This is a genomic window from Candidatus Hamiltonella defensa 5AT (Acyrthosiphon pisum) (genome assembly GCF_000021705.1).
In the GTDB taxonomy this organism is placed as follows: Bacteria; Pseudomonadota; Gammaproteobacteria; order Enterobacterales; family Enterobacteriaceae; genus Hamiltonella; species Hamiltonella defendens.
On the sequence record NC_012751.1, the window covers coordinates 957,228 to 974,237 of the forward strand.

At 48.9% G+C, this 17,010-nt stretch carries 18 protein-coding genes; 17 read left to right on the plus strand and 1 reads right to left on the minus strand.

Annotation, left to right across the window (positions count from 1 at the left end; translation table 11 throughout):
- Nucleotides 1-8 precede the first annotated feature (8 nt).
- The 17 genes from HDEF_RS04575 to HDEF_RS04650 all read left to right on the plus strand — a co-directional run bounded on the left by HDEF_RS04575 (nt 9) and on the right by HDEF_RS04650 (nt 16,094).
- Nucleotides 9-266 carry a hypothetical protein gene (locus HDEF_RS04575; protein WP_044612285.1) on the plus strand — a complete coding sequence of 86 codons (258 nt, stop codon included), beginning with the start codon at nt 9-11 and terminating at the stop codon, nt 264-266.
- An 11-nt stretch (nt 267-277) separates the two neighbouring features.
- A complete protein-coding gene (locus HDEF_RS04580; RefSeq protein ID WP_015873474.1) occupies nt 278-709 on the plus strand; it encodes a hypothetical protein in 432 nt (143 codons plus the stop codon).
- Between the two features lie 24 nt (nt 710-733).
- Nucleotides 734-1,405, plus strand: a complete 672-nt coding sequence (locus HDEF_RS04585; protein WP_015873475.1) for a DotI/IcmL family type IV secretion protein — start codon at nt 734-736, stop codon at nt 1,403-1,405.
- A 38-nt stretch (nt 1,406-1,443) separates the two neighbouring features.
- Nucleotides 1,444-2,406 carry a DotH/IcmK family type IV secretion protein gene (locus HDEF_RS04590; RefSeq protein WP_238526180.1) on the plus strand — a complete coding sequence of 321 codons (963 nt, stop codon included), beginning with the start codon at nt 1,444-1,446 and terminating at the stop codon, nt 2,404-2,406.
- Between the two features lie 3 nt (nt 2,407-2,409).
- A complete protein-coding gene (gene traO, locus HDEF_RS04595; protein ID WP_044612286.1) occupies nt 2,410-3,591 on the plus strand; it encodes a conjugal transfer protein TraO in 1,182 nt (393 codons plus the stop codon).
- Nucleotides 3,588-4,004, plus strand: a complete 417-nt coding sequence (locus HDEF_RS04600; protein ID WP_015873478.1) for a hypothetical protein — start codon at nt 3,588-3,590, stop codon at nt 4,002-4,004. The genes traO and HDEF_RS04600 overlap by 4 nt, the downstream gene beginning before the upstream one ends.
- Nucleotides 3,997-7,053, plus strand: coding sequence for a conjugal transfer protein (locus tag HDEF_RS04605; protein ID WP_015873479.1), 3,057 nt, complete (start codon nt 3,997-3,999; stop codon nt 7,051-7,053). The genes HDEF_RS04600 and HDEF_RS04605 overlap by 8 nt, the downstream gene beginning before the upstream one ends.
- 57 nt (nt 7,054-7,110) lie before the next feature.
- Complete coding sequence (gene traW / locus HDEF_RS04610) at nt 7,111-8,250, plus strand: conjugal transfer protein TraW (RefSeq protein ID WP_015873480.1); 1,140 nt, start codon at nt 7,111-7,113, stop codon at nt 8,248-8,250.
- Complete coding sequence (gene traX / locus HDEF_RS10910) at nt 8,243-8,791, plus strand: conjugal transfer protein TraX (RefSeq protein ID WP_015873481.1); 549 nt, start codon at nt 8,243-8,245, stop codon at nt 8,789-8,791. The genes traW and traX overlap by 8 nt, the downstream gene beginning before the upstream one ends.
- 101 nt (nt 8,792-8,892) lie before the next feature.
- Nucleotides 8,893-10,635 (plus strand): DotA/TraY family protein, encoded by a 1,743-nt coding sequence (locus HDEF_RS04620; RefSeq protein ID WP_234809462.1) that lies wholly within the window; start codon nt 8,893-8,895, stop codon nt 10,633-10,635.
- 142 nt (nt 10,636-10,777) lie between these two features.
- Nucleotides 10,778-11,041, plus strand: coding sequence for a hypothetical protein (locus HDEF_RS13065; RefSeq protein WP_234809463.1), 264 nt, complete (start codon nt 10,778-10,780; stop codon nt 11,039-11,041).
- Between the two features lie 70 nt (nt 11,042-11,111).
- Nucleotides 11,112-11,750, plus strand: a complete 639-nt coding sequence (gene excA, locus HDEF_RS04625) for a plasmid IncI1-type surface exclusion protein ExcA (RefSeq protein ID WP_015873482.1) — start codon at nt 11,112-11,114, stop codon at nt 11,748-11,750.
- A 73-nt stretch (nt 11,751-11,823) separates the two neighbouring features.
- Nucleotides 11,824-12,081 (plus strand): type II toxin-antitoxin system Phd/YefM family antitoxin, encoded by a 258-nt coding sequence (locus HDEF_RS04630; RefSeq protein ID WP_234810962.1) that lies wholly within the window; start codon nt 11,824-11,826, stop codon nt 12,079-12,081.
- A 9-nt stretch (nt 12,082-12,090) separates the two neighbouring features.
- Complete coding sequence (locus HDEF_RS04635) at nt 12,091-12,507, plus strand: type II toxin-antitoxin system VapC family toxin (RefSeq protein ID WP_015873484.1); 417 nt, start codon at nt 12,091-12,093, stop codon at nt 12,505-12,507.
- Between the two features lie 310 nt (nt 12,508-12,817).
- Nucleotides 12,818-13,846 carry a secretion/conjugation apparatus DotM-related subunit gene (locus tag HDEF_RS04640; protein ID WP_425475049.1) on the plus strand — a complete coding sequence of 343 codons (1,029 nt, stop codon included), beginning with the start codon at nt 12,818-12,820 and terminating at the stop codon, nt 13,844-13,846.
- Between the two features lie 117 nt (nt 13,847-13,963).
- Nucleotides 13,964-14,854 carry a DsbC family protein gene (locus HDEF_RS04645; protein WP_234809464.1) on the plus strand — a complete coding sequence of 297 codons (891 nt, stop codon included), beginning with the start codon at nt 13,964-13,966 and terminating at the stop codon, nt 14,852-14,854.
- On the plus strand, nt 14,847-16,094 hold the full coding sequence (locus tag HDEF_RS04650; protein WP_015873488.1) for a type IV secretory system conjugative DNA transfer family protein: 1,248 nt from the start codon (nt 14,847-14,849) through the stop codon (nt 16,092-16,094). The genes HDEF_RS04645 and HDEF_RS04650 overlap by 8 nt, the downstream gene beginning before the upstream one ends.
- A gap of 72 nt (nt 16,095-16,166) precedes the next feature.
- On the opposite strand, the gene HDEF_RS04655 is transcribed toward HDEF_RS04650, so the two are convergent.
- On the minus strand, nt 16,167-16,631 hold the full coding sequence (locus HDEF_RS04655) for an HNH endonuclease (protein ID WP_015873489.1): 465 nt from the start codon (nt 16,629-16,631) through the stop codon (nt 16,167-16,169).
- Nucleotides 16,632-17,010: the final 379 nt, after the last annotated feature.

Genomic DNA, 17,010 nt, shown 5'->3' on the forward strand with positions numbered 1-17,010 from the left:
CCCACCCGATGGGATATGGACATGCCCTCAATCAGGCGGATGGCCCCTCGAAGACGAACCGCTTTGTTTTTCGTCTTGAAGGTGAAAAAGACCCCGTCATCGCTCAGATGGAGAAGCCAGAAAACAGAGTGGCTGAGTTCGATAAAAAATGGGGATTTAAAGCACCATATCCCCCTGTGACCCTGTCACCTGAGAAAACCCCAATTTTGAGAGTGAAGGAAACACCGAAACCCGATCAACAGGATCCCCCCAGTCCCGCACCATAAAGGAGATGGCGATGAAAACACTCAAAAACCTTTTAGGGTGCGCAGGCCTATGGTTGATCAGCCTCTTCACTCAAGCCGAGCCCTGTCGCGCACATCAAGCGGCTCAAATCGGCAGTCAAATGGGGTATGAGCAGGCCAAAAAAGCGGCCGATGCCTGGGAAAAACGGGAACAGTACGCCACCACCGCATTACAGCAATGTTTAGGCAGCCTCAGTACCTCGCTCACCGTCCCGACCTTTCCTGACCTGTCGAGCCTCTTGAATGGCATTAAAGACAAGGTCTGTGCGGCGGGTCGAGAAAAAATCTCCCGTGTTATCCCGAGCCACATCAATCCTTGGGAAGAATGGACAGTGGCGGACTATTCAATCCCAACAAAAACGCTTTCCGCTTCACAAACGATCCTCCCTGATCCAAAAAAGGGATCTCCTTTTACGCTCAATTAAAGGCACAGTCTGAGGCTGAACGCGATGAAAAAAAATTCCGACCTGGGTGATAATAAGGACAATGCTCCTTACAAAGCGGCTCTTGAGCTCCATCATCAAAATCAACTGGGGGCTCAATTTGCCCGAACCACATTAACACTCTGCCTGACAACCAGCCTGTGTCTCATCGTGTCGCTTCTGCTCAATGGCTATTTAGGCTGGACAGTGGCGCATCCCCCCGTCAAATACTTTGCGACACAGGAAGGACGAGTGATCCCACTCATCCCAACACATCAACCGGTGTTGACGGTATCTCAAGTGTCAGATTTTGGCGCTCACACCATCCGGGAAGCCTTCACCATGGATTTTGTGCATTTTAAGGAGCAAATGAGCCGGGTTTCAGCTTATTTTTCAGAAGAAGGATTTAAAAGTTATTACCAGGCGTTGACACAATCGAACGTCTTAGCCGCCGTCCGAGACAAAAAAATGAATCTGGCCGTCATGTTAGCGCCCGGCGTCGTTCGCCAAAAAGGGCCTTTGTCCAATGGCGTCTATGCGTGGGAAATCCAGTATCCCGTGACCTTAAAACTCTCAGGACAGACGCGGTCTCTACCCGAGCAACGCTTTATTTTTTCTCTCTTTCTGCAACGCGCCGATCTGAGAGAAAAACCCAATGGACTGGAAGTGACTCAATTAGTCACCTTTGATGCGAAATGAAAAAAATATCTATTGACCCATCAACAGGCGAATTTATCATGACATTACGGCTTCTTTTTTTAGTCCTCAGTGTGGTATTGACAGACGCCAGGGCGTCCGACAAACCGCGCCAGTGGACGCCCGCCCATTCTGCATCATCAACCACAGAAGAGCCCTCAAGCTCTGAGCGAAAAAATAATCAAAATTCGAAAAAGAACAAACCATTGCCTCTGCCCTCCGACGCACTGAGCTATGCCCAGGAGCAAGCGCTTCCTTTATCAGGACCTGAAATTGAGGCGCTCAGTCGGGGGGCCGATGAAGTTCGTCGTGGACGGGCCTATCAGCCCAGGACCATCGTCCCTCGTATCAGCACATTAACCGTCAATTTATCGCCTGGAGCCAGCATCCCGATTTTACGAACGGCGGCCAATCAAACCAGCAGTCTCACTTTTTCTGACAGTACCGGTGCGCCATGGACACTCGGTGCCCCGCCCCTGAACTCCAATCATAAAGGCTTTCAGGTCAGTTATATCCCTCGCAGCGCGCTCATCGCCGTTCAGGCATTGAGCCGCTATGACACCGGCAATATCACCGTCTACCTGGAGGGTTTGCATGTCCCCGTGGTGATCCATCTCACCAGTGGATCTCCACAGAGCCGAGCTCAAACCCAGATCATGGACAGCCGTCTGGATTTGCGGATCCCACAAAGAGGCCCCAATGCCAAACCCAGCGCGCCTCCTGACAGTCAAATCGCCTTGTACAACAATCTGCTTCAAGCTTTTCTGGATGGCGTACCCCCACTTGACGCCAAACCACTGCGTACCCGGGGTCAGGTGCCCTCAACCACCGTTTGGCAATGGGGGGAGCATCTTTATATTCGCACCCAAAGTGACATCAGAGACGAATTTGAACAAACGCTCTCCTCCCTCGATGGCACGCATTTGTGGAAATTACCCCTCACGCCCACCGTGCATTTTTCTGTGATGGGGAAGACAGAGCCGTTGATCATTGAGCTGGAGTAAATCATGAAAATTGAACAAGAGCTCGCGAGGGAGGTGGGGAAATCATTGAAATCATTGATATTATTGATGATCTGCATTGTTGTTTTAGCTGTATTGATTTATTTGGTCCTCCAATGGACAGACACCCCCATTGAAACGAAATCGATCGTCCAGATTGACGGTGTCGCCGCACAGACAGGCCGACCAACCAAAGAAAGCGCCGAATACCGGGCACTGTTAGAAAAATACAACAGGACTGAATCAGAAAAAGCCCGAGAGGAAGGCCAAAGCTTTGTGGCTCGCATCAGGGAAGGGACAGAAGAAAATCAAAAACCGTCCCCGGCCTCTCTTCCAGACGAAAATCGGTATGCGCCCCCTCCTGTCACGGAGCAGGAAAAAGGAAGCGCATTCACGGAAACCGGCGCTAATGAACACCGAAGAAAAGCCATCGATACCTTGCTCCAGGAGTTAAATGCGCAATGGCAACCCGTGGCCTTTCAAGGGGCCCCTCTCATTGAAGGAGGAGAAGCGGTCTCTGAAGGCACATGGACAGACAGTGTAGCCCAACAATCGACGGCCCCTCTGCCTTTGACAGGCAATGACATCACTGAGAAAGCCATTGTACCCCCCTATACCCGGGTCCCTGCGGTGATTGAAACCGCCGTCGATTCGGATAATCCTGATTCGCAGGTACTGGCAAAAGTGCCCACAGGCGCTTATGCCGGTGCGCAATTACAGGCAAAACGCGTTCAACTGGTCGGTGACGGGCTCACCATTCACTTTGAGCGCATGAGTTGGCGCGGACAAACGTATGCCGTGGAGGCCTATGCCCTCGATGAAAAAACCTTGCAATCCTCTGTCGCCAGTACAGTCAATCATCGTTATTTTTCTCGCATTATTTTACCTGCGGTGGCGATGGGAATGGGTCGCGCAGGGCAACTGTTTGAGCAAGCCAACACTCAAAATACGATCACACCTCAAGGCACGGTGATACAAACTCGCGCCTCCCATCCTGATGGCAGGGCCATTGCAGGCACGATCGTCGGGGGGATAGGCCAACAGGCCGCTCAGGTCATGACCCATGATGCCGCGCGATTACCCATCCAACAGGTCACTCTTCACCGGGGACAAATCATCGCCATCCAGTTTATGGGCGGCGTTTATGAAAAAGACCATCTTCAAAACACAGAGAGAAAGAGACCATGAGCGAAAAAAAGGATCTGTTTGATTTTGATGAAAGAGGCTCAGATCATCATGAGGCCTCCAACCTCTCTACAGAGCCCACACCCCCCCCTGAATTCCCTTCAAAAAAGAAGATTTTTTGGGGTTTAGGGTCAAAGGAATTGGGGATGTTCGCTTGTTTTACGGTTCTTGGAAGTGCCTTTATTTTTTGGCCGTCTCCCTCAGAGCAAACCGGTTTCGCGCGTTTTGCCTCTTCACCGTCGGTGTATGAGCCCTCTGCTTTTTTTAAAAAAGATTCAGAGGAAAAAGCCATCCCCTCATTGAATGTCAATACGCAAAACCACGCGGCTCTGTCCGAGGCATTCAGCCGCTTTCAACAAGAAATGGCCCTCATTCTCGAAGCCCGCCGTCTTTTTGCTAAGGCGCACTATGATTGAAAACATCCTGACTCAGATTGAATCGGCGCTCGCGGCCGTCTCTCTCTACACCTTAGGGAAAGATTTCACTGCTTATTGTGATTTACGCACCGTGATTGGTTTAACCCAGGAAGATAAAATGCTTCGGCCGGCCCTTCAGGCCCCTTACGTTTTTGTCACCCACACAGGCGATTACGCCAGTGTCTTCGAGATACAGGGGGCTTTTTGTGAGTTCGATGAAAAAGACACCTTTAACGAGCGGGCTCAAAAAGAAGACCCAGAGTCTTTTCGTGATTATATTGCGCGATTACATACGGCGCTGGCCAGCGATTTTAAAACTTGGGGCCATAAACTCAGCTTTGTCTTTGAGCGCGATCCCCATAAAGCCAGAGAAGAATTAACTCAGCTGATGGCCCCCCAATGTCGTGCCATCCGACGTTGTGGCCTCGATCTGGACGATATTCTCCAAGAGAAAATAGAACAATCGGTGCCTTTTATGGCACGGGAACGCGCTTTTATGGTGGTGTATACCGGGCGGACAGTCTTGCCGGCCTCAGAGCTTAAAGAAGAGCAACAACGCCTTCAAAAACGACTCAAAGGGGCCCCTGTCGCGCGTTTTGGACAAGATCCCGAACATTTGCGTCTGGAAGGACTTAAAATTCGGCATGATGCATTGGTGAGTAAAATAGAACAGGATTTTTCGACGGACGGTCAAGGCGTCTTACTGAGATTGATGGAAGCCCATGAAGTGGGATTCCATATCCGGGAAGAAACTGATCGCCATGGCACATCACGTGACTGGCAACCTCTCTTGCCCGGAGATCTCCTGTTTCCCCATGGGAGACCCAAAGGCGACGATCACAGTACCATGGTGCCGCCTTACTTGAATTTTCAGCTGTTTTCACAAGAAGTGAACACCCACGGAGCTTTGGTTGAAATCGACGGGCTTTGGCACAGCAGCCTGGCCTTAACCCTGGGGCCCCAAAAACCCGACACCTTCACGCCACTTTTTCACAAAATTCATCGCAAAGTGCCCTTTCGGTTACGATGGGATCTGATGCCCTGCGGCCATGAAGTGTTAGGAAAAAAACGCACTGCCCTGGAGTTTCTCTCCGTGATCCCCTCATTGCGCCCACTCTATGATTCTGTCCAGTGGCTGGCGAAAAATAATGAGCGGGATCCGACCTGTGTGATGACCATCACAGCCAGTACCTGGGCGGATGATCCCCAGGGCGTCAAAAGAAACCTCACCCTGTTACAAAAAGCGGTCCAATCCTGGGGCGTCTGCGAGGTCACTCGCACTTTTGGCGATCCGCTACGGGCTTGGACGTCCACTATTTTAGCCGCTTCTTCTGCCGGTGGGGTGCATTTGCTCTTTCCGCCCTTGTCGGCGGCACTGGCCATGATGCCGTTGAACCGGCCTGCCACACCCTGGCCCAATGAAGCCAGTGTGGTCTTTCAGACCGTCGATGGGAAACCCTTTCCTGTGCGTCTGGGGAGCGCTCTTCAAGAAAAATGTACAGAAATGGTGACGGGAGAACCCGGATCTGGTAAATCGGTCTTACTCAATGTCCTCAACGAAGTGGTGATCAGCCATGGACAGAGCCAGTTGCCTTTTTTGAGCATCATCGACAAAGGCTACAGCGCGCAAGGTCTCATCCGATTGATCCGGGATGCCCTGCCACCGGAGCGCCGAAATGAAGTGATCGGGATCGTTTTACAAAATGACGCCGAGCAGTGCCGCAATCCTTTTGATATCCAGTTAGGGGCACGATTCCCATTAACCACAGAGCGAAGTTGGCTGATCCAGCTGTGTACGGCCCTGTGTACCGATCCTACGACAGGCCATCCTCCTGATGCCAAAGACACGCAGCAGATTTTAAGCCGCGTGATTGATGAAGTGTATCGCAACAATGCAGAAAAAAACCCGATCCGATATGCCCCGACTTTGGTGCCTGAAGTAGATACCGCACTGTCAGAGATCGACTCCCCTGAAGAATGGGAGAGTTTTTCCTGGTATGAGGTCAGAGACAGGTTGTTTGAAACAGGTCACATCAAGGAGGCCACCCTGGCGCAATACCAGGCCGTCCCCGAGCTGACGGACTTGCAAAGTGCCCTCAATCACGAAGATGTGCGTCATGCCTTTGGGGATATTCATCGAGACGGATCGCAGGAAAAGTTGCTTAAAACCCTTTCACGGTGCCTGACCCAGGCCAGCACAGAATATCGCCTGCTGGCAGGACGAACGAAGTTTGCACTCGATCCCAATACGCGTGTGATCGCCCTCGATCTCAATAACGTGATGGGGGATAACACGAATGAAGGGCAATTACGCACCGGTATCCTCTATCTGTTTGCAGGACAGGTGGCGGGCGGAGAGTATAGTTTGCCTCAACATCGGGAAGAGCTCCTGGCCAAAATCGATCCGCGCTATCAAGATTTTCATCTGGCTCGGTTGGAGCAACTTGATCAAGAAATGAAAACCAAGGTGTACGATGAATTGCACAATGCCCGAAAAGTCCCTTTCATTTTTAGCGCGCTGGAAACCCAGGACCGGGAACAACGAAAATTCGGGATCCGAACCCTGCTCTCTTCCCAATATCTGAGCGATTTTCCGCCGGATTTACTCAAATCGGCGAACTCTCTGTATCTGATGCGCGTGAGGCCCGAAGACGCCAAAATACTCACCGAGCATTTTCAGGTGCCCGCGGCCACAATACGGCGGTTTATGAGCCTGAGTAAAGGCGCGGCCCCCGATGGCAGCGGCACCTGCTTTTTGGCGGTTTTTCGCACCAAAATAGGTAGGATTGTGCACATTCTGAAAAACACCGTGGGGCCCAGAGAACTCTGGGCGCTCAATTCCACCCCCAAAGACAGTGCCCTGAGAAACAGGTTGTACGAACAACTCGATGGCCGCACGGCTCGAAATATTTTAGCGGAACATTTTCCCACAGGCAGTGCAGAAAAAATCATCGAACACCGGCAAAAACAGGCGGGAGAACAAGAGAGCACCAACATCATTCGACAACTGGCCGATGAGCTGATGTCCAGCAGAGGCCCCCGATGGTAAAAGGAGCCCATCCCATGAAAAAAATATTCCTGACCGGCACCTTACTCTTATCTGGCCATGCCGGTCGAAGTGACGCACAGTCTCCCCATCAGCACCCAAGTGGTCCCTGCACTGTCAGCCATCAATGCCACGTTAGCGCAAATCGCCGCCACCGAATTTCAGATTGGCACCGCCATCAATCAAAACAGCAATAAACTGGCGTCCATGCTGGCAGAAACGGCCAAAACTCAGCGGGATCAGGACACCTTTATTCGAAAAACGCAGCGGCTCGAAGCCGCCCGTCGCAGTTATACCGTCCCCAAGAGCATTTGCAGCGAATCGGCCTCAGGGATGGCCACTCAAGTCGCTGCAAACGCGACGGCCACACAAAGCCATCTGGCGAAAGGAAACGGGATTGCTCATCGACATATCCAAACGGCGATCAATACCTCAGCTGAGCCTGTAGAGCAGGAACAGTTTCGCGCCGCCAAAATCCATGCCGACTATTGCAGCGCAGAAGAATATACCGCTTCCGGCGGTGCGCCTCTATGTCAAAAAATCTCCGAACTGCCCAATGGCGATATCGAATTACGCTCCGTGCTCTCGGGGGCGGGCAAAGTGGGCAGCGCCCCTGCCCTCACGTTGACTCAGGCACAGACGGATGCCGCGATGATGTACCTCAAAAATACCACGCAAAGAGCGGCCGGAGACCGACTCAAAAAAGGCGAAATCAACACGGCTTCAGGTCAGCAATACAGGGGACTCCTCCATCAATACCAGGCCATCGTTTCTGCGGCCAGCCATCCGCAACGCGCCCTGATTGCCGCCAGTCAGGCCAGTCCACAGACCCGAGCGGTGTTAAGAGAAACCCTGCAAACCCCTTCGGCGGCCGCGTATTTTGAGCAACAGGCCTCACCGGAAGCCAAGAGAACTCAAAGCCTCTCTCAAAGAGAATTCGAGTTTTTTGAAGTCGGGCGGCGTTACGCCAATACAGACTACCTGACCGACCTGCAATCGATGGCAGGGGATAACCTCCTGCGTGAATCGATACGCATCCAGAACCTTCAAAACTGGCTGTTACTCGGCATCAAACAACAGCTTCAGGAGGGCAATATTCTCCAGGGTCAGCAACTGGGCCTTCAGGCAGTACAGGAATTTCGGCCTTTATTGCACCAAAAACGCCAACACATCAGCGCAGGAGTCAGTCGAAATGAATAAACCCGACAGCAGGTTACAACGCGGGCTCAAAGCCAGCACTTATTTTTTGAATATCTTATTGCCATTATCGGAAACGCGTCGTATCGCACAGGTGTCAATCCGACCCTGGCGAACCCTGATGAATCGCGTACAGGGGTTGTATCCCCAAAAATCAGAAAAAAAACAGGGGACAATGTCACTGTCCTGGCAAGACGCCGTCCGGGACAGTGGTTTCACGCCGGCTCAACTCCAACAACAGTATCGCGCCTCAAAATATCGGTGGGTTTGTGTTTTTATCCTCCCGCCAGGGCTGTTAGTGCTCTTGATGGGGGCGCTGTTATTCAATGCTCACACGCTACCTATGATGATATGGATAAAGGCCAGCTTTTTTGCCCTGATTGGTATGGCTGTCTCAGCATTGGGATTTGTGCGGGCCCTTATCTGCGAATACCGCCTCTGGCAGTTACGGGAAAAACGCGTCTCAAAAGAAGAACGGGGAGAATTTCGGGCTTTTTTAGAAGAAACGGCGTGGATCAAAAAAACCCTGAACATAAAGCGCTGAAGGGGTTCACGAATACCCAAAATCACGCCTTTTTTTCATCTCATTGACTCATTTAATGAGTTCAGTACATCCACTTACACCGCTTATTTGGAATCATTAAAATGAAAAAGGGACTCCGTCTCGTCAGTGTCTTTTCACTGATAGTTTGTTCCCCGCAAATTTTTGCCGAAGAGGTCAATTTTCAACACTTATCTGACGCAGCAAAGCGCAGTGGCGATTTATCCCGGCAAATGTTAGTGATGATTTTTGGGGATATCGTGAATAACCCCTTACATCCGACACACACCACGATGATTGGGGAACTTTTTTTTGTCTTTAACAGCCTGATTGCCACCATTGCCCTCTTTTGGTTTATTACCGTCACTTTGCGTCAAATGGTGCAAGCCGGTCATCAAGGTCAAGTCTTCAGAAGCGGCAGAAGCCCTCTTTATCCTGTGACTGTCTTGCTCGGTTTTCTCAGTCTGGTGCCGACTTCTTCAGGCTGGTCACTCTCACAGCTGATTGTGCTCTGGGCCGCTTCCATCATGGGGGTGGGTTCGGCTAATCTCATCACCGATAAAGCGGCGACTTTGCTTCAAGGAGGGCATTCCCTGGTGATGCAACCCATTGCGCCGCAAACGCTCACCGCTTCTCGGGCCATCTTTGAAATGAACCTGTGTATGTATGGCATCAATGAGGAACTTCACAGGATGTACAGTGAAAGCGGCCCAGCAAAAGGGACGCCTTATATGCGCATCAAAACCCTTCCAGAAGGCTTTATCATCAGCAATGGCAGCGCGCAATGTGGCTCGGCCCGCCTCCCTGTGACCCCAAAAAATACGCACTGGACACCGCTTTTTAGCGTGCCCGTGAACACCGCGCCGTTAGTCCTGGCACAAAATCAATCGCTTAATCGCATGCAAAATCAGCTTTCAAAAGCGGCTTATGAGTTTGTGCAGCAATTTAAGAAAAAACTCGACACCGGCACAGGGAAAATAGAGGATGTGGAAAGTCAAATCCAGAAAGCGGCCCGAGAATATGAGGACCACATCAGACAGGAAGTCCGCGCAATGAATCATGAAACCCAATTACAGGATGTGGTCGCCGCTCAGCTCAGACAGTACGGTTGGCTGGCATTGGGAAGCTGGTATCAAACCTTTGCCACCGCGAATAATAAAACCAACGCCGTCGTCAATATGCGTCCTACTGTGACAGGAATGTCGAAATTAGGTGAGATAGGCGTAGGCTCTTATCACGAAAAATTGACGGTCGCTTACCGGGCTCAAATTCAGAACAGTACTTATACAGCGCCATTAGGCACACAGAGTAGTAAAGATAGTCAGAAAGTCAGTGAGGCTTCAGATGCCTCGTCTTTATTAATAGGTTTAACAAGCTCTTGGGGGCAAGCTACGATAAGACAAATAGTGAACACAAATTTCGATTCAAAAAATGATTCAAACGATCAAATCAACCCATTGTTAAAAATGAAAGCGATTGGGGATTATACGTTAGGCGGTGCTACATCCATATTTGGTGCCTATACTGGTGCTAAATTATTCACCGCTTGGGGTAAAGGTAATTTGGCAGGTAATGTGATTAATATCATTACAGGGGCTGGAGATGTGGCGGACAGTTTGCTTCAAGCAATAGGACCCATCGTCTATTTTTTGGTGTTCATACTGTTAAGTATCGGTTTTAGTTTATCAGTCTATTTACCGTTTATTCCCTTTATTTACTGGATAAGTGCCGCCACCAACTGGATTGTGGGCGTATTGGGGCAACGGCAGGGTCATTATGGGCCGCTACGCATTTGGGAGGTGAGGAAGACAGAGGCAGCCGTTCCGCCTATGGCTACGTTTTTTTAATTGATGTCATGCTGCGCCCTATGTTGATGGTATTTGGATTTCTGTTTGCTAGTTTAGTCGTAGTGGCAGTCGGCACGCTTCTGAATACGCTGTTTGCTTCAGCTCTGGCCAATGTTCAAGCCGATTCGATTCCATCACAGGTTTGATCAGTATTGTCGGGGTTTTGATGATTTATGCGCGAATTTGCACCACCCTCGTCTCCAGTGCATTCAGCTTGCAGGTCAGCATGCCCGATTATGTCATTTCATGGTTAGGGGGCCGTGAGGGCGCGAGTATGCTGGGCGGCATGAACGAATCCATTAAGGGAATGTTTGCCCACTTTGGCAGTGGTGCAAAAACAGCGCCCTCACCAAAGAAGCTCGTGCCTAAACCTACTGCCCATGATCAAGAAGATGGCATTAAATAAATTAAGTGTTTTAATTAAAAAATCAGAGAGTTAATGCTATAATTAATGAATACAAATGAGGAGGTTAACCATGCGAAATAAAAAAACTGTTGGTGGAGCTTTGGCTTTTCTTGCTGTGTCTTTTTATGTATGGGTAGGCATTCCATTTTTCTTATTTGTAACCATTATGTCATTTCGTATGGCTAATGATGTATATTATAGAGCTGTAAGAGACAGAGATTTATTATATGCAAATTTATCTTTAGCGGCTCTCGTTATTCCCCTAACTTGGTGCATCCTCCGTTACATCAATAAACGCCAACGCCTCGCTAAAATCCTTTCCGTGATTAAAAGCGACGAAAGTTACGACCCCGCCCCAGAAAATGAAATTCGTGAAATGCATTCCAGCGCCTATTTTGGGATTGACCCTAAACGTGGCACTATGCTTTATATCCGTTTCTTCAACAAAAAAGAAATCGATATTTTTGGGTTTAATGTCAGTAACTGGCGTCAATGCGAATTAACCGGCAACAATAAACTCAGACTCTACATCAACTCAACCGAAGTCCCATTCATCGATATTCAGAACAATCACGCTTGGCTACTGTATGAAAAGCTGTGCGTCATGAGAAATCAACACTACCACTATCCTTATCATTTCCCGGGGTACGTGGAAGACAGTACAAAACATCTCTCAAAGAAAATGGGCTTTAAAATGTTGCCCTGCTGATTTCAGCAATGAAGAATATTTTTCTTGCATGAACTATATCATTAAATTAAACTAGTCATAATCACGAGGTGACATGATGAATATTTGGACAGTACAAGATGCCAAAGCACGTTTCAGTGAATTCTTGAATTCCTGTATTCAGAAGGGTTCACAACTAGTCACTCGGCGAGGCGAAAAAATTGCGGTACTTATTCCCTTCACTGAATGGAACCATTGGGATAAAGAGTCACGAAAATCATTCAAAGATTTGCTTTTGTCTGAAGAGAACCGTTTTAATATTGACTTACCTCAGCGCGGAGCGGCAAAACGACGTTCTGTGCTCAAACTTTAACCCCTTCTCATGTACCTTCTTGATACCAATATTATTTCAGAGATCCGTAAAATTCGCCCGCATGGGGCTGTCGTTTCCTGGATTGAAAACATTCCTGATGCAAGCCTTTTTCTTAGCGCAGTCACGATAGGAGAAATTCAGGCGGGAATAGAAATCACCCGAGAACAGGATGCCATCAGAGCATCCTCAATTGAAACATGGCTCACTCAAATTTCTTCTACCTATAATGTATTACCGATGAGTGCAGAAACGTTTCAATTATGGGCAAAGCTGATGCATAGAAAATCGAATACGCTTTATGAAGATGCCATGATTGCTGCAACTGCATTAACGCATAATCTTACTGTCGTCACTAGAAATACTCGTGACTTTGAGGCATTTGATTTACCCCTTTTCAATCCATTTTTAAATAATTCCGTTACTTGAATAAGTAAAACAACAGCTCCTCGTTATTTTCTATAACCCCCTTTATCGTTCGATGGCCTTTTCTGGTGTCATGATGTCACCGGTCTCAATCTCTTTTGTTGCCATCGTCACTCATTTAAACAGACTATTCACTTCAAGTTCTTTTTCAAACCGATTAAGTATTTGCTCTGCTTTTTCTGAGAGGGGTTTTGTCATTATTCATTTCCTTAAATTCCAAACAGAGATTCATCATGGACAAACATCGAATTTCTCCCCCTGAAAATGACGGATTTCTGTTACTCAGTGCCTTCATAGGCGTCTCTGTCATTTTTTGGTTTTTTTAGAGGAGGTGATTTATTGGAGTTGTGCCGCGCTCTATCACCTTTGGCGAGCCTGTGATGTGCCTTTAATGCATTCTTTTGCCGCGCCGCGGATGAACTTATTGGCTCACACGGCCAACAGGGCCGACAACGTGACCATCCTGCACTGGCTGGCTGTCATGAACCAAACGGCCGGCATAGTACTGCTCTTTTTAATACCGCTCTGTCTTCTGGCTATCTATGTCACCTTAACCCATCCCGCAAATAAAACCAGACGGGAAATCAGTATTCACACACTCCCAAAAATCATGGCAAGGTTTTCTCCCTCTGTGATTCCGGCCCTGTGTTACGGCGATAGAAAAACTCAACTCTTAAATACCAATCCGCCCGAGCACCAAAGCGCACTTTCTCCCGAAGAATTTGCTCACAAACATCACCTGGTTCTCAACCAGCGTCTTGACCATGAAAAGGCCCAGGTCGTTTTTACGCAACAACTGGGACGAAAAATCACCCAACTCTCTGAGTTGAATGCCTATGAACGGGCCTTATGGGCCATTTTTGGATGGCCATTTTTTTTCAATGACCGTCAAGCGGCAGAAGCACTGCTCGATACCCTCAATCGGTCCTGCTTAATCAAAAGCCGCCGCGATAAAGGCCAAATAGGCACGCCCGTATTCTCAATATCCCACCCTGCCTTTAAAAAAGTCTCGGGCCATTCAGAGGCAAAAAACTGGATAAAAAAACACCCCTATGCCCGAACCGCTCTCTCCGCATTACATGCCAATGACTTGCACTTACCGACGGCGCGATTTCGTTGGCTAAAGGGGCTGGATCGGCCGCTTTGGTATGCCCTGTGTTCATCTGATCGCCCGAAACCCTTTATAGAAGGTGCGGGTATCGTCACTCAGATGCAGTGGGAACAAGAAGCGGCTAAACATAAAGTCACCTTACCCTCTCCTGTGCTGAGGTATGCCGTACAAGGATTGGAAAAGGATTTAATCCACATCGGAAAAGTGATCGATGATCGGATTAAAAAATAGTCACAAAACACCCACGAAATACCCTCTCACTCATCCATTTTTAAATTAAAAAATATTCTCTCACGGGGGGACTTGATGCACTCAAAACCATTTTTCACACACCTCATAGGTAACCTGATGACCACTCGCATCGGTGATGCTGACCGTGGGTCGGTGCTTTTTACATGCAGTCTTGGGAAGGAACCCCATTTTTTTATCCGCCAAAATAGTCTGATTTTCCGACAAAAACATCAAAAAGACCTCGTTCTCTTCAGTGACAGTGAGTCGCCGGATAAGGCACAACATCTTCTCAATGCGCTGACAGAGGCCTTGGTTCGGCGGCAAAAAACAAAATTGTTCTGGCGAAACCTCTTTTTCGGCCTGAGTTTGTTGGCACTACTGGCCATTGGCAGCCACGGATTATTATCTGAAACCCACACAACAGACAACACCCCCCTCACCAGAACAGACTCCGCCTCAGCGCCCCTCTTACCCGAGGAACACGCCATCGAAAAAAGTCTGATGCAAGAGCCCTCCCCCGCATTGACGACATTAGCCCACAATTTACGCGACGCCGCTCAACGGAAAATCTTTACGGTGCCGTTGACCACAGGCCATTCTCGGACGATATACGTGTTTTTAGATCCTCTTTGCCCCCATTGCAGGGACCTCGAACCCACCTTGGAGGCCATCGGTAAAAAGGTCAATATTGAGATTTTTCCGGTCAGCCTGATAGGAAAAAAAGCCACCGCCGAGCAAGTGATCCCTGTGCTCTGTGCTTCACCAGAACATCGAAAAGCATTGTGGCACTCATTATTTGATGATCCCCCCTTAACCCCCTCGGCTTCCTGTGACATCGGCGAAAAAGCCTTGGCTGTGAACGACAAAGCCTTTTCCGCCTATGGCTTTAGGGGCACACCCCAGCTGATTTCAGATGATGGGCGACCCATTCCATTCAGTGCGCTCAAAAACGAGGACACTTTGTCTTCTTTTATGAACGCCGAGCCGCAGGAGAAAAAAGATGAATAAACGTCCCTCTTCTCTCGATCCCCATCGAATCAATCGTCCTGTTTTTAATCCCAGCTTAACCGATACTGTACTCTCTCCCACCGGCGTACAATCTGTGCTCTTGCTCGTACTCGTGGTAGGGTGCCTCTGGCCCGTCACTTTGCTTATTGGATTACCGGCTTGCGTGATCTTATTGATTATTTTTTGTGACAGGCCGTTTCGAATGCCCATACGCCTCTCGACCGACATCGGAGGCCCTGATTTGACGACAGAGCGGGAAGGCTTTAAAGCCCGAAAGGGGAGGGCAGGACTGTTTTCCTTTATCACGCGCACCCGTCATTGTGAACAAGCTGCCGGCATACTGTGCCTGGGTTACGCCCGCGGAAAATCATTGGCGCGTGAACTCTGGCTCAATCTCGATGACGCCTTACGCCATATCCAGCTCATTGCCACTACCGGCGCAGGAAAAACAGAAGCCATCCTGTCTGTCTGTCTCAATGCCCTCTGCTGGGGCAGAGGAATGTGCTTATCCGATGGGAAAGCGGAAAACAGACTGGCCTTTGCCGTCTGGTCACTGGCACGGCGATTTGGCCGGGAAGATGATGTTTATGTCCTCAACTTTTTGACCGCGGGCAACAGCAAGTTTTCAAATTTGGTGAAGGGCGACCAATCCCGCCCACAGTCCAACTCCATCAATCTCTTTGCTAATGCCTCCGAAACGTTCATCATCCAGCTGATGGACAGCCTGCTGCCCAAGGTCGGCAGCAATGAAAACGGCTGGCAGGAAAAAGCCAAAGCCATGATATCCGCCTTGATTTACGCCCTGTGCTACAAAAGAGAAAAAGACGGATTATTCCTTTCACAAAAGGTCATACAAGACTATTTACCCCTTCGAAAAATAGTCACACTCTACCAGGAAGCCAAAAAGAACCACTGGCATGAAGAAGGCTACAAGCCGCTCGAACATTATCTGAACACGCTCGCAGGGTTTGATATGGCCCTCATCGACAGCCCCTTGGAATGGTCGAAAACGGTCTGGGAGCAGCACGGATTTTTGATACAGCAGTTCACACGGATGCTCAGCCTGTTTAATGATATTTACGGACAGGTGTTCCCACAGGGTGCAGGCGACATCGATTTAAAAGATGTATTGCATAACGACCGCATTCTCGTGGTCTTGATTCCGGCCTTGGAGTTGTCGAACCCAGAAGCGGCGACCCTCGGAAAACTCTATATTTCAGGACTGAGAATGATTAGGTAAGCAGGCCGCAAGTGCCCACTCCCTCAAGAACCGTACGTGCGAGTTACCCCGCATACGGCTCACGCAACTTACTCACTTCAACATTTTTCCTTTTTTGCTATGTAATTGTCTGTGGCAATTAGCATGTAACAATCTTAGATTAGCCAGCTTGTTGTCACCCCCTTCAGCTTTAGGCTGAATATGATGAACATGCAATTGTTCACCATTGTCCAACTCTTGATCACAGAGAGGACAATAACCTTTCTGTCGCTTATAGAGGTTAACTTTGACACCGTAAATAAAAGGCTGTTTACGTGCCTGCCTATTACGCCAATAGTCACGCAATTCCGGATTGTCGGGGGAAGCATTTTTTGGAACTAGCCAATGACGCTGTATTTTTGTCCATGCATGCTTCCAAAGAAATCCACCGGTTGATTTATCCATAAATACTGAATAGTCTTCTCTACCTGGTATCTTGCCTAAGTAGTGTTTTCTTCGCCACCACCAGTGTTTATTGGGATGACGTCGATACAAATATCTACGTTGGCGGATCCACATCCATTGGTCTAATGCACTGAATGTTCTTTTTGAAGCACGTGCGACGTGAAAGTTGCACCACAGAAGTCCCTTGAAAAAGGGTAAGGTTGATCCGAAACCTTATTGCCACTTACTCGGTGCAAGAGGAGTAATTCTCTTGTGCTAAGCGAGAATGAAAGCCTAACTAAAGTATTAAGCTGAATAAGAAATAGGGGCAAGGCAAAACTGAAATGGGTTGAATAAAGTGAATCTCCGTTATTAAAATGTCGTAAGCAAGTAAAACACGAAATCAGATGTGACGTGTTATGGGGAAGTTTAACGACAGTTAGAAACGGGTAAAGAAGAGTGTTCGTTCTTTACGACGGATCCCGTTCCCCGGCATAGAGGAGGCAGCCCACTC

Coding starts and splice junctions, on each gene's coding strand:
- HDEF_RS04575 (WP_044612285.1), top strand. CDS start 9: ATGGGATATGGACATGCCCTCAATCAGGCGGATGGCCCCTCGAAGACG.
- HDEF_RS04580 (WP_015873474.1), top strand. CDS start 278: ATGAAAACACTCAAAAACCTTTTAGGGTGCGCAGGCCTATGGTTGATC.
- HDEF_RS04585 (WP_015873475.1), top strand. CDS start 734: ATGAAAAAAAATTCCGACCTGGGTGATAATAAGGACAATGCTCCTTAC.
- HDEF_RS04590 (WP_238526180.1), top strand. CDS start 1,444: ATGACATTACGGCTTCTTTTTTTAGTCCTCAGTGTGGTATTGACAGAC.
- traO (WP_044612286.1), top strand. CDS start 2,410: ATGAAAATTGAACAAGAGCTCGCGAGGGAGGTGGGGAAATCATTGAAA.
- HDEF_RS04600 (WP_015873478.1), top strand. CDS start 3,588: ATGAGCGAAAAAAAGGATCTGTTTGATTTTGATGAAAGAGGCTCAGAT.
- HDEF_RS04605 (WP_015873479.1), top strand. CDS start 3,997: ATGATTGAAAACATCCTGACTCAGATTGAATCGGCGCTCGCGGCCGTC.
- traW (WP_015873480.1), top strand. CDS start 7,111: ATGCCGGTCGAAGTGACGCACAGTCTCCCCATCAGCACCCAAGTGGTC.
- traX (WP_015873481.1), top strand. CDS start 8,243: ATGAATAAACCCGACAGCAGGTTACAACGCGGGCTCAAAGCCAGCACT.
- HDEF_RS04620 (WP_234809462.1), top strand. CDS start 8,893: ATGAAAAAGGGACTCCGTCTCGTCAGTGTCTTTTCACTGATAGTTTGT.
- excA (WP_015873482.1), top strand. CDS start 11,112: ATGCGAAATAAAAAAACTGTTGGTGGAGCTTTGGCTTTTCTTGCTGTG.
- HDEF_RS04630 (WP_234810962.1), top strand. CDS start 11,824: ATGATGAATATTTGGACAGTACAAGATGCCAAAGCACGTTTCAGTGAA.
- HDEF_RS04635 (WP_015873484.1), top strand. CDS start 12,091: ATGTACCTTCTTGATACCAATATTATTTCAGAGATCCGTAAAATTCGC.
- HDEF_RS04645 (WP_234809464.1), top strand. CDS start 13,964: ATGACCACTCGCATCGGTGATGCTGACCGTGGGTCGGTGCTTTTTACA.
- HDEF_RS04650 (WP_015873488.1), top strand. CDS start 14,847: ATGAATAAACGTCCCTCTTCTCTCGATCCCCATCGAATCAATCGTCCT.
- HDEF_RS04655 (WP_015873489.1), bottom strand. CDS start 16,631: ATGTGGATCCGCCAACGTAGATATTTGTATCGACGTCATCCCAATAAA.